The sequence below is a fragment of the Eudoraea algarum genome (genome assembly GCF_050589645.1).
In the GTDB taxonomy this organism is placed as follows: domain Bacteria; phylum Bacteroidota; class Bacteroidia; order Flavobacteriales; family Flavobacteriaceae; genus JBNGOQ01.
Map to the genome: position 1 here is coordinate 214,341 of NZ_JBNGOQ010000002.1, position 12,129 is coordinate 226,469.

The following is a 12,129-nucleotide window of genomic DNA, read 5'->3' on the forward strand; positions in this document are numbered from 1 at the left end:
ATCCATATCATTGAAGTGTTTTAAACCCTCCCTTGCTAAGATCACGGCACGTCTCCCTTTAGAAGATTTGTATTTAACCCGTAACAACTGAAGACGGTACCCCTTGCATACGCTCAAGAATCTAGAACGGCTACAACGCTTGCACCTGCTTATTGAAAAGGAGTGTACCGGTGCGCCCAATGAGCTGGCCACTCGCCTAAAGCTGAGTCCAAGATCCATTTATCTGCTGTTGGCACAACTAAGGGATCTTGACGCCCAAATAGGCTATGATAGAAGCCGAAAGACATACTTTTATGAAGAAGACTTTGATTTACAGGTATATTTCTCCATTTCTATTATAACTAAAAAGGCGGTTACCCAACTTTTGGGAGGTAGTTATTTTATCAAAGGCCGAACGGACACCACCGGAACTTAAATTGGGAAGCCTGGACATGGACCCAAAGACGGGATATGGCTTACCTTGGATCCAACACGACAAAGGGAATCACCATTTCCTCGAGTGAGACACCGCCGTGCTGATAGGAATTGCGATAGTAGCTTACATAGTGGTTGTAGTTGTTGGGGTAGGCAAAGAAAAGATCGTTCTTGGCAAAAATGAAGGAACTGCTCATATTAATACGGGGTAGATAAATGTTACGGGGATCCTCCGCAGCGAGCACATCCCTTTCATCATAAGTAAGGCTGCGCCCGGTCTTGTACCGTAGGTTTAAACTGGTTTCCTTATCGCCGATTACCTTGGAGGGCTGCTTTACGTTAATGGTGCCGTGATCGGTGGTAATGATTAATTTCAATCCCATGGTCTGGGCTTGTTGAATGATTTCCAACAATGGTGAATTTTTAAACCAACTTTGGGTCAGTGATCGATACGCTTTGTCGTTGGAAGCCAGTTCCTTGATCACTTCCATCTCGGTCTTGGCGTGTGACAACATGTCTACAAAATTATAGACGATTACCGTGAGATTATTGCCCTTTTGCGACTTAAAGTTGTGTGAAAGCTGTTTCCCTTGCTTTAGGCTGCTTATTTTGTGGTATTCCCATTGAATGTCCAATCCCAAACGTTTGATTTGGGTTCCCAAGAACTTATCCTCGAACAAATTCTTGCCACCATCGTCGGTATCGTTTTTCCACCAATCGGGGTATTTTTTTTCCATGTCCAAAGGAGTAAGGCCAGAGAAAATAGCGTTGCGCGCATATTGGGTGGCCGTGGGCAGGATGCTAAAATAGGGCACCTCCTTGCGCTTCTTATAAAAGGAAGTCACGGTATCCTCAAAGGCAAACCATTGGTCATACCGTAAATTATCGATAACCACCAAAAGCGTTGGCCCATCCTGGAGTTCGGGTTGCACCAGTTCGCGGAACAGGGTATGTGACATGACGGGCGCGTCCTCGTCCTGGAACCAGCTCGCATAATTTTTGTCCACAAATTTTCCGAACTGGTTGTTCGCCTCCGTTTTCTGTGATTCAAGAATTTCGAACATGCCCGAATCCTCGATTTCTTCCAATTGCAGCTCCCAGAAAATCAGTTTTTTATACAGATCGGCCCACTCGGCATAACCGTTTACCATGGATAGGTCCATAGCTATTTTACGAAATTCCTGCTGGTAATTGGCAGTTGTCTTTTCCGAAACCAAGCGCGAATTGTCCAGGTTCTTCTTAAGCGACAGTAGAATTTGGTTCGGGTTTACGGGTTTGATCAGGTAGTCGGCGATTTTAGACCCGATGGCCTCCTCCATGATGTACTCCTCCTCGCTCTTGGTGATCATGACCACAGGGAGCGTGGCATCCATGGTCTTTATTTCGGTGAGGGTCTCAAGTCCGGAAATGCCCGGCATATTCTCATCCAAAAAAACAATGTCGAACCGTGTTTGTGCGATTTCTTCTAGGGCTTCCCGTCCGCTCTTACAGGTTACCACCTCGTAATTCTTACCTTCCAGAAAGATGATATGGGGTTTTAACAGGTCGATCTCATCATCGACCCATAATATGGTGATCTTGTTCATTTACCTATGTATTTATCTAGCTGACCAAACCCCGGCCCGGGGTGCAGGGGTCTCAATTCAATTGCATAACTTTGGTTATTCAATCAAAACAAATCGATTTTGATACAATCAAAAAAGCTTAAACTCTTCAATGATCCAATTTACGGATTTATTGGAATACCCAATACGCTTATTTTTGACCTTATCGAGCATCCGTACTTTCAACGCTTGAGAAGAATTTCCCAAATGGGGATGTCTTATCTGGTCTATCCGGGGGCGCATCACACCCGTTTTCATCATGCGCTGGGCAGTATGCACTTGATGCAACAAGCCATTCAAGTCCTTCGTTTTAAGCAGGTTGAAATCACATCGGCCGAAGAAGAAGGGCTTCTTGCAGCGATCCTTTTGCACGACATTGGGCATGGCCCATTTTCGCATGCTATGGAACACAGTCTTGCGCAAGATGTTCACCATGAGGAGATTTCCCTCTTCTTTATGGAAGCGCTCAACGATAAGTTTAACGGAAGTTTAACGCTCGCCATGGAAATCTTCAAGGGCGAATACCCCAAAAAATTCCTGAACCAGTTAGTGTCGAGCCAACTGGATATGGACCGGCTGGACTATCTTAAACGAGATAGTTTTTATACCGGTGTAGCAGAGGGCAACATAAACGCGGAGCGCCTCATCACCATGCTGAACGTGGTGAACGGGGAATTGGTGGTAGAGGAAAAAGGGATTTACTCCGTGGAGAAGTTTTTAATGGCTCGCCGTTTTATGTACTGGCAGGTCTATCTTCATAAGACCGGTTTGGTGGCCGAACAGTTGTTGATAAAGATACTACAGCGGGCCAGGGCGCTTTCCGAGGCCGGGGAGGTTTTGGATTATAGTGACGCACTGCAATTTTTTATGAAAGCTAAGATTAAAAAGGAAAATTTTAATCGTAAGGTGCTGGATACATATGCCCAACTGGACGATGTAGACCTTTTGGCCGCCATTAAATCATGGCGGGGACACCCGGACTTTGTGTTGTCTAACTTGTGCAAAATGATTATTAACAGGAGGTTATTGACCATAAAGCTCAAGGATAGACCTATTAAGGATGCCAAATTTCGGAAAGAGTTAAGGGCACTAAAGGAAAAGCATGGACTTTCTGATGAGGAAAGCGCGTATTTTGTCTTTACAGGTGTCATTGAACATCGGGCGTATAACGAGCATTATCAGAACATTAATATTCTTCGTCGCAACGGAAAAATCACCGATGTGGCCAAAGCATCGGACCATCTAAATTTAAGGGCACTCTCCAAAACCGTTGCCAAATATTATATGTGCTACCCTAAGGATGCCGTTTAACAATTTTTCTTACTTTTGTGCGCATGAAACGGGTATGCACGCATTTTGCGATAGGCCGTTTTAGGATGATAAAGCAATAAACGTGGAATTTACAGCAGGCCAAATTGCAGGTATTTTAGAGGGTGAGGTTGATGGAAACCCTGAAATAGCGGTTAACAAATTGGCCAAAATAGAAGAAGGGGAAAAAGGGTCCTTAACGTTCTTGGCCAACCCTAAGTACACCGCCTTTATTTACACCACAAAAGCCTCTATAACCATTGTCAACAAGGATTTTGTACCCGAGCAGGCTTTGGATACCACGCTTATTAAAGTGGAGGATGCCTATAAGTCCTTTTCCAAACTGTTGGAATACTACAATAAGGTAAAAAACAATAAGACAGGTATTGAGCAACCGGTGTTTTTGTCCGAATCCGCTGCCTATGGCGAGGGCTTTTATCTCGGGGCTTTTTCCTATCTGGGCAATAATGTGGTCATTGGCACCAACGTAAAAGTCTATCCCAATGTATATGTGGGCGACAATGTCACCATTGGCAATGATGTGGTTGTGTTTGCCGGTTCAAAGATTTATTCCGAGTCCATCATCGGCAACAACTGTGTAATCCATAGCGGTGCCATTATCGGAGCCGACGGCTTTGGATTTACGCCCAATGAAAAAGGGGAATATACCAAAGTACCACAAACCGGTAATGTAATTCTGGAAGACAATGTGGATGTCGGTGCCGGTACTACTATAGATCGAGCCACCTTGGGCTCCACAATCTTGAGAAAAGGGGTGAAGCTCGACAACCAGATACAAATTGCGCATAATGTAGAAATAGGTGAACATACCGCCATAGCGGCGCAGACCGGTATTGCAGGTTCCACCAAAATTGGGAAACATTGCATGATCGGGGGACAGGTAGGCATCGTTGGGCATATCACCATAGGTGACCGGGTAAGAATTCAGGCCCAATCCGGAATAGGAAGAAACGTTAAGGACGATGAAGTACTTCAGGGATCCCCGGCCTTGAATTATGGAGACTACAACAAATCATACGTATACTTTAAAAATTTACCCAAGATCATAAATAGAGTTGACGAAATTGAAAAAAGATTTGACGGTGAGTAATCAAGTAACAAAACAGCGTACCATAGCAAAGGAGGTTACGCTAAAGGGAGTAGGGCTGCATACCGGTGAGAATGTCACCATGAAGTTCATACCCGCACCAGAAAACCATGGTTACACCTTTAAAAGGGTAGACCTGGAAGGTGAGCCCATTATTGAGGCAGATGCAAACTTTGTGGTAAACACGCAGCGAGGTACCAATCTTGAAAAAAGAGGTGTTAAAATACAGACATCGGAACATGTGCTGGCCGCTCTGGTAGGTATGGAAATAGATAACGTTTCCATAGAACTGGATTCTCCGGAACCTCCCATAATGGACGGTTCTTCCAAGTTTTTCGTGGAAGCGCTCGAAAAGGCCGGCATTGTGGAGCAAGAGGTACCGCGCGACGAGTACGTGGTCAAAGATGTCATCAGCTACAAGGACGAGGCCACCGGAAGCGAAATTACGGTAATTCCCTCTGATGAATATCAGGTGACCACTATGGTCGACTTTGGTACCAAAGTACTGGGAACCCAAAACGCCACATTGGAACGTATCTCCGATTTTAAGACCGAAGTGGCAGACGCTAGGACCTTTAGCTTTTTGCACGAATTGGAAATGCTCTTGGAGCACGGGCTGATCAAAGGTGGTGACCTAAATAATGCCATCGTCTATGTGGACAAGGAGATTTCCAAGGAAACGATGAAAAAGCTCGAAAAGGCCTTTAAAAAGGAAAAGCTTTCGGTAAAACCCAACGGTATCCTGGACAATTTAACCTTGCACCAGCCCAATGAGGCGGCACGTCATAAATTGCTAGACGTCATTGGGGATCTGGCTCTGGCAGGAACACGGATTCGGGGAAAGGTAATCGCCAACAAGCCCGGGCACTATGTGAATACGCAATTCGCCAAGAAATTGGCCAAAATTATAAAGCTCGAAAAAAGGAACAAGGTACCGCAATTAGACCTAAGCCAGCCGCCTTTAATGGATGTAACGCAAATCATGAAGATGCTACCGCACCGGCCTCCCTTTTTATTGGTCGACAAAATTTTGGAGCTTTCGGATTCGCATGTGATGGGGGTCAAAAACGTGACCATGAACGAACCTTTCTTTGTAGGTCACTTTCCCGGCGCTCCCGTGATGCCAGGAGTGTTACAGGTAGAGGCCATGGCCCAAACCGGTGGTATTCTGGTATTGAGTACCGTACCGGACCCCGAGAACTACCTTACCTTTTTTATGAAGATAGACAATGTTAAGTTTAAACAACAAGTTGTTCCGGGAGACACCTTAATTTTTAAGTGCGACCTTATCTCGCCGATCAGAAGGGGGATTTGCCATATGCAAGCCTATGCCTACGCCAATGGTAAATTGGTCTCGGAAGCAGAATTGATGGCCCAGATCGTAAAAATCAAAAAAGAGTAGATGAATCAACCGCTTGCTTACGTCCATCCAGGGGCCAAGATCGCAAAAAACGTGGTCATAGAACCTTTTGCCACCATTCACAATAACGTTACCATAGGACAAGGTACCTGGATTGGGTCCAATGTCACTATTATGGAAGGGGCCCGAATAGGTAAAAATTGCAATATTTTTCCCGGTGCGGTCATTTCTGCCCCGCCCCAAGACCTAAAGTATAATGGGGAGGAAACCATCGTGGAGATCGGAAACAACACTACAGTACGTGAGTGCGCCACAATCAATAAGGGTACCGCGGACCGGATGAAGACCAAAATCGGAAAAAACTGCCTTATAATGGCCTATTGCCATATTGCGCACGATTGTTTTATAGGCGACAACTGCATTTTTTCAAATAATTCTACCCTTGCCGGACATGTCACCATTGGTGCCAATGTGGTATTGGCAGGCCTTGTTGCTGTGCATCAATTTGTTTCCATTGGCAATCACGCCTTTGTTACAGGGGGTTCCCTGGTGCGTAAAGATGTTCCTCCATACGTTAAGGGGGCACGGGAACCCATGTCCTATGTGGGCATCAATTCGGTAGGCCTCCGAAGAAGGGGCTTCAGTTCGGATAAAATACGGGAGATCCAAAACATTTACCGCATCCTGTACCAAAAGAACTACAACAATTCCCAAGCTGTTCAGATTATTGAGGCAGAAATGGAAGCTACGCCGGAACGCGATGAGATTCTACAATTTATCCGCGATTCACAACGCGGTATCATGAAAGGATATTTTAGTACAAATTAAGAGCATATATGGCATCAACATCGGACATAAGGAAAGGCTTGTGCATTAGGTACAACCATGACATTTATAAAATAATAGAGTTTTTACATGTAAAGCCCGGAAAGGGTCCCGCATTCGTAAGAACCAAACTAAAAAGCGTTACCAGCGGCAAGGTGATAGACAATACCTTTTCCGCAGGCCATAAGATCGACGATGTCCGTGTAGAGACCAGGTCCTACCAGTATTTGTACGCCGATGGAGAGACCTATCATTTTATGAACACCGATGATTACAACCAAATTTCCCTACAGGAAAGTACCCTGGATGCCCCTGGATTGCTTAAGGAAGGCGAGGTAGTGACCATTTTGTTCAACACGGAAGACAGTTTGCCCCTATCTGTTGATATGCCGGCCAGTGTTATATTGGAGGTTACGCATACAGAGCCTGGGGTCAAAGGAAATACCGCTACGAACGCCACCAAACCTGCCACCGTGGAGACCGGTGCCAGGATAAACGTGCCCCTTTTTATCAATGAGGGCGATAAGATTAAAATAGACACGGAAAAGGCTTCCTATATGGAGCGTGTCAAGGAATAATGGCGTACAACAGGGGTTTTCCCGACCTTTCAAGGGCTAACACTGTGACTCCGTTCAATTTTGTTTGAGTCAAAGAAGTAAAAGCAGAAGACCAGTATTTACCGTAATAAATGAAATTTCCAAGCGCATTTACCCTAAAGCAGATTGCCGATATCATTGGATGTACCTATGTGGGTCCCGATGATTTTGAGATATTGGGCATGAATGAGATACACGTTGTGGAAAGGGGCGATATTGTCTTTGTGGACCATCCTAAATACTATCAAAAGGCGTTGGATTCCAAAGCCACCGTGGTGCTTATCAATAAAGAGGTAGATTGCCCGGAGGGAAAAGCCCTTTTGGTATCGGACGACCCCTTTAGGGATTTTAATGTGCTGACCCGCCATTTTAAGCCTTTTGAACCGGCGCACAATGCCATTTCCGATTCCGCAAAAATTGGAAAGAATACCGTGGTACAACCCAATGTCTTCATTGGGAACAACGTGGTTATCGGCGACGACTGCCTCATACACGCAAATGTCACCATTTATGACAACTGTGTCCTTGGGAACCATGTTACGATCCACTCTGGAACTGTTTTGGGGGCCGATGCGTTCTATTATAAGAATCGCCCCGAAGGCTATGACAAATTAATTTCTGGGGGAAGGGTCGTCATCGAGGATCAGGTAGATATAGGCGCTTCCTGTACCATTGACAAGGGAGTTACGGGAGATACCACCATAAAAAAAGGAGCCAAATTGGACAATCAGGTCCAAATAGGGCACGACACCATCATAGGGGAAAAATGCCTGATTGCTGCCCAGACCGGAATCGCAGGATGTGTGGTTGTAGAGGACGAAGTCACCATTTGGGGACAAGTGGGTATTATAAGTGGCATAACAATAGGCAAGAAAGCGGTCATTTTGGCCCAATCTGGCATAGGTAAATCCCTGGAAGGCGGGAAAAGTTATCTGGGCAGTCCAGCTGGGGAAGCGCGGGAAAAAATTAGGGAGATGGCCTATGTAAAGGAGATTCCCGCCCTGGTAAAAAAACATAAAAACAAATAAGGAAGAATATCGTTGAAACCGTTTCAAACCCATATTTTTGTGAAGCTAAAAAATTAGAAGATGAGTGTATTAGTCAATAAGGATTCCAAAATAATCGTACAGGGATTTACAGGTAGTGAAGGCACCTTTCATGCCGAACAAATGATCGAATACGGCACCAACATTGTTGGTGGTGTCACTCCGGGAAAAGGAGGGCAGGAGCATTTGGGAAAACCTGTCTTCAATACGGTAGAGCAGGCTGTACAGGAAGTGGGCGCCGATACTACGATTATATTTGTGCCGCCCGCATTTGCAGCGGACGCTATCATGGAAGCGGCCAATGCAGGAATCAAGGTCATTATTACCATTACGGAGGGTATCCCGGTAGCAGATATGGTAAAGGCCTATGACTACATCAAGGACTTGGACTGTCGTCTAGTAGGCCCCAATTGTCCCGGAGTAATTACCCCGGGAGAAGCCAAAGTGGGCATTATGCCCGGTTTTGTTTTTAAGAAAGGACATGTGGGGGTCGTATCCAAGTCGGGGACCCTTACCTACGAGGCTGCCGATCAGGTGGTGCGCCAGGGATTGGGTATCACCACAGCCATAGGTATTGGAGGGGATCCCATTATTGGAACCACCACAAAGGAAGCTGTGGAATTATTGATCAATGACCCGGAGACGCAGTGTGTGGTGATGATCGGAGAAATTGGAGGACAATTGGAAGCCGACGCCGCCCAATGGTACAAAGAGAGTGGTAGCAACAAACCGATTGTTGGATTTATTGCCGGAGAAACCGCTCCCGCAGGACGGACCATGGGGCACGCCGGGGCCATTGTAGGTGGTAGCGACGATACTGCCCAAGCAAAAAAACGCATCATGAGGGAATGTGGCATCCACGTTGTGGATTCTCCAGCAGAAATTGGTGTTAAGGTAAAAGAGGTCGTTGGTTAGCTGATCGTTAAACCTATTATAAATCCCGCAAGAGGCGGGATTTTTTTTCGCCTTTATCTCAAACAAAGGCTATATTTGAAAAACAACCAAGCAAACACTTTGTAGCGATGAAACTTTTAGATGGAAAAAATGTAATTATAACAGGAGCCAGTCGTGGTATTGGTCGTGGAATAGCTGAGATATTTGCCGATCATGGTGCCAATGTGGCTTTTACCTATAGCTCCAGTGAGGCACCTGCCCTTGCCTTGGAAAAGGAGTTAAGCGCAAAAGGGGTCAAAGCCAAGGCCTATAAGAGCAATGCCGCCAGTTTTGAAGCATCCGAGGCTTTGGTGGCCCAAGTACTGGAGGATTTTGACGGTATTGATGTATTGATCAACAATGCGGGCATCACCAAGGACAATTTATTGATGCGGATGGGCGAGGCAGATTTTGATAGTGTCATAGAAATCAACCTAAAATCCGTTTTCAATATGACCAAAGCGGTACAACGCACCCTGCTGAAACAGCGCAAGGGATCTATTATTAATATGAGCAGCGTAGTCGGTGTTAAAGGAAATGCCGGACAGGCCAACTATGCAGCATCAAAGGCTGGGATGATCGGTTTTACGAAATCCGTTGCCCTTGAATTGGGCTCCAGGAACATTCGTTGCAACGCCATAGCCCCCGGCTTTATCGAGACCGAAATGACGGATAAACTGGATGAGAAGGTGGTACAGGGTTGGCGGGATGCCATTCCGTTGAAGCGGGGCGGGACTCCTGAAGACGTGGCCAATGCCTGCTTATTTTTAGCATCTGACCTATCCGCCTATGTTACCGGACAAGTATTGAATGTAGACGGTGGCATGCTGACCTAGATTATTTGCTCCATGGCCTTTGACCTTAAAATGGCAGGCCATCAATGAACACGAATACCTATGCAGTCGGGAACTCTAATGTTGATCGTAGTAGCCGCAATAGTGGCCCTGGCCTTGGTATTGTTCCAATATTACCACAAAACCAAAAGAAGGGGAAGGCTTGGCATTATGCTCTCCTTTTTTAGATTTTTGGCACTTTTCTGTATTTTTTTGGTTTTGATCAATCCAAAATTCACCAAAAACACCTATGAATTGGAAAAGGCCAATCTAGTGCTCTTGGCCGACAATTCTTCTTCTATAACGGCCTCGGACGGGCAAGAACATATGAATCAGGTAATCGACCATATCAAGGGAAGTACGCCCTTGGGCGACCGATTCAATCTTAAACAACACAGTTTTGGGACTCGCTTGGGCCTTTTGGACAGCCTATCATTTAGCGAACAAAATACCAATATAGCTCAGGCTATGAAGGGAATAGCCCAACTATATGGCCATTCCAATACCTCCATACTCCTGTTGACAGATGGCAATCAGACCTTAGGGGAAGACTATGAGTTTTACGGAACAAATCAAAAGTTTCCGATCTACCCGGTAGCCATTGGCGATACTACCCGGTACGAAGACCTTAGGATAGGACAGGTCAATGCCAACAAATACGCCTTCCTGAAAAATAAGTATCCTTTGGAAATCTATGTGTCCTATGAAGGCAAGGGAAGTGTTACTACAAGGGTAAACGTTTCCGTGGACGGGAAGCGGGTTTTTAGGGAAAATGTTGCGCTCTCCAATACGGTCAGTACCAAGGTAATCAATACCTTGCTCACGGCCAATACCGTAGGAGTCAAAAATATTCGAGTGAGTGTTGAAGCTATTGATAATGAGCGAAATACGATAAACAACCAGAAGAACTTGGCGGTAGAGATTATTGACGAGAAAACTGATATAGCGATTATGACCGCTGTATTTCACCCAGATATAGGCGCCTTAAAGAAGGCTATTGAAGTCAATGAACAGCGCAACGTTACCATCCGGAAAGTGACTTCTGGGATACAGGGTTTGGACGATACGGATTTGTTTATCCTATATCAACCAAATGCGGCCTTCAAGGCAGTATATGATTATATTGACCAAAAAAAGGCGAATACTTTTACCATTACGGGTTCAAAAACGGACTGGAATTTTCTAAATCAGATCCAAAACTGTTTTGAAAAGAACAGTTACAACCAGGTTGAAGAAATTACCCCGGTGCCCAATCCGGGATTTTCCGTATTCAACAATGTGGATTTTTCCGTTGCGGATTTCCCTCCTTTGACGGGGATACTCGGTGAAATTATTATAAGTCGCCCGCATGAAGTTCTTTTGCACCAACGCATTAAGGGTGTTGAATTGGACGAACCCTTGTTGGCGGTCATTGGCAATGATCTGGAAAGGGAGGCGGTACTCTTTGGTGAACACCTTTGGAAATGGAGGGTACAGAGCTACAGGAACGAACAGCACTTTTCAAATTTTGACGATATGATCGGTCGGATCATCCGCTATTTATCCACCAATACATCCAAGAGCCGACTTACCGTGGAATACGAACCGCTCTATTCTGGGGCCAACCAGGCCAAGGTCAGTGCCGCGTATTTTGACAAGGCCTTTGGTTTTGATGCCAATGCCACCCTCTCCCTGAGACTAAAAGGTATCGGGAACGGGATTTCCAGGGAAGTTCCCATGTTGTTGAAAGGCACCTATTACGAGGCAGATCTAAGCGATTTGCCAGCGGGAAGTTATACCTTTACAGTGGTCGTGGCCGAGGAGAACCTGAGCAAATCCGGAAGTTTTTCCATTTCCGATTTTGATGTGGAAAAACAACTGCTATCCAGTGATTATCAAAAGCTAGACCGCCTGGCCCAACGCAGTAAAGGTAAACTGTACTTTCCACAAGAAACCGATACCATGATTGCCGATTTATTAAACAACAATCAATTTTTGCCTACGCAAAAAAGCAAGCAAAATGTCGTATCTTTGATAGATTTTCGATTCCTCTTGGGAGTAATCATTGCGGCCCTTGCAGCCGAGTGGTTTATCAGAAAATATAACGGACTAATCTAAAAACT

At 45.4% G+C, this 12,129-nt stretch carries 11 protein-coding genes; 10 read left to right on the plus strand and 1 reads right to left on the minus strand.

Features of this window, described 5'->3' with window-relative positions:
• Nucleotides 1-103 precede the first annotated feature (103 nt).
• The gene (locus ACRD67_RS07295) at nucleotides 104-415 is read left to right on the plus strand and encodes an HTH domain-containing protein (RefSeq protein WP_430966402.1); all 312 of its coding nucleotides are present in this window, start codon (nucleotides 104-106) and stop codon (nucleotides 413-415) included.
• A gap of 40 nt (nucleotides 416-455) precedes the next feature.
• Here the strand turns inward: ACRD67_RS07295 and porX are convergent, their stop codons facing one another.
• Nucleotides 456-2,000, minus strand: a complete 1,545-nt coding sequence (gene porX / locus ACRD67_RS07300) for a T9SS response regulator signal transducer PorX (RefSeq protein WP_430966403.1) — start codon at nucleotides 1,998-2,000, stop codon at nucleotides 456-458.
• A gap of 99 nt (nucleotides 2,001-2,099) precedes the next feature.
• On the opposite strand from porX, the gene ACRD67_RS07305 reads away from it, so the two are divergent.
• The 9 genes from ACRD67_RS07305 (at nucleotide 2,100) to ACRD67_RS07345 (ending at nucleotide 12,124) form a co-directional block, all read left to right on the plus strand.
• Nucleotides 2,100-3,329: an HD domain-containing protein gene (locus tag ACRD67_RS07305; RefSeq protein WP_430966404.1), complete on the plus strand. Its 1,230-nt coding sequence runs from the start codon at nucleotides 2,100-2,102 to the stop codon at nucleotides 3,327-3,329.
• Between the two features lie 82 nt (nucleotides 3,330-3,411).
• Nucleotides 3,412-4,437: a UDP-3-O-(3-hydroxymyristoyl)glucosamine N-acyltransferase gene (gene lpxD, locus ACRD67_RS07310; protein ID WP_430966405.1), complete on the plus strand. Its 1,026-nt coding sequence runs from the start codon at nucleotides 3,412-3,414 to the stop codon at nucleotides 4,435-4,437.
• Nucleotides 4,430-5,836: a bifunctional UDP-3-O-[3-hydroxymyristoyl] N-acetylglucosamine deacetylase/3-hydroxyacyl-ACP dehydratase gene (locus ACRD67_RS07315; RefSeq protein ID WP_430966406.1), complete on the plus strand. Its 1,407-nt coding sequence runs from the start codon at nucleotides 4,430-4,432 to the stop codon at nucleotides 5,834-5,836. Before lpxD ends, ACRD67_RS07315 begins: the two co-directional genes overlap by 8 nt.
• Entirely contained in the window at nucleotides 5,837-6,622 is a 786-nt protein-coding gene (gene lpxA, locus ACRD67_RS07320; protein WP_430966407.1) for an acyl-ACP--UDP-N-acetylglucosamine O-acyltransferase, read from the plus strand.
• Between the two features lie 8 nt (nucleotides 6,623-6,630).
• On the plus strand, nucleotides 6,631-7,197 hold the full coding sequence (gene efp / locus ACRD67_RS07325) for an elongation factor P (protein WP_430966408.1): 567 nt from the start codon (nucleotides 6,631-6,633) through the stop codon (nucleotides 7,195-7,197).
• Between the two features lie 110 nt (nucleotides 7,198-7,307).
• On the plus strand, nucleotides 7,308-8,243 hold the full coding sequence (locus tag ACRD67_RS07330) for a UDP-3-O-(3-hydroxymyristoyl)glucosamine N-acyltransferase (RefSeq protein ID WP_430966409.1): 936 nt from the start codon (nucleotides 7,308-7,310) through the stop codon (nucleotides 8,241-8,243).
• 60 nt (nucleotides 8,244-8,303) lie between these two features.
• Nucleotides 8,304-9,176 (plus strand): succinate--CoA ligase subunit alpha, encoded by an 873-nt coding sequence (sucD, locus tag ACRD67_RS07335; protein WP_430966410.1) that lies wholly within the window; start codon nucleotides 8,304-8,306, stop codon nucleotides 9,174-9,176.
• 107 nt (nucleotides 9,177-9,283) lie between these two features.
• Complete coding sequence (fabG, locus tag ACRD67_RS07340) at nucleotides 9,284-10,030, plus strand: 3-oxoacyl-[acyl-carrier-protein] reductase (RefSeq protein WP_430966411.1); 747 nt, start codon at nucleotides 9,284-9,286, stop codon at nucleotides 10,028-10,030.
• 60 nt (nucleotides 10,031-10,090) lie between these two features.
• Nucleotides 10,091-12,124 (plus strand): VWA domain-containing protein, encoded by a 2,034-nt coding sequence (locus ACRD67_RS07345; protein WP_430966412.1) that lies wholly within the window; start codon nucleotides 10,091-10,093, stop codon nucleotides 12,122-12,124.
• The last annotated feature ends 5 nt before the right edge of the window (nucleotides 12,125-12,129 follow it).

Bases quoted from the DNA above. Each gene is read 5' to 3' on its own strand.
- ACRD67_RS07330 (WP_430966409.1), top strand. From the start codon at position 7,308: ATGAAATTTCCAAGCGCATTTACCCTAAAGCAGATTGCCGATATCATT.
- fabG (WP_430966411.1), top strand. From the start codon at position 9,284: ATGAAACTTTTAGATGGAAAAAATGTAATTATAACAGGAGCCAGTCGT.
- lpxA (WP_430966407.1), top strand. From the start codon at position 5,837: ATGAATCAACCGCTTGCTTACGTCCATCCAGGGGCCAAGATCGCAAAA.
- porX (WP_430966403.1), bottom strand. From the start codon at position 2,000: ATGAACAAGATCACCATATTATGGGTCGATGATGAGATCGACCTGTTA.
- efp (WP_430966408.1), top strand. From the start codon at position 6,631: ATGGCATCAACATCGGACATAAGGAAAGGCTTGTGCATTAGGTACAAC.
- ACRD67_RS07345 (WP_430966412.1), top strand. From the start codon at position 10,091: ATGCAGTCGGGAACTCTAATGTTGATCGTAGTAGCCGCAATAGTGGCC.
- sucD (WP_430966410.1), top strand. From the start codon at position 8,304: ATGAGTGTATTAGTCAATAAGGATTCCAAAATAATCGTACAGGGATTT.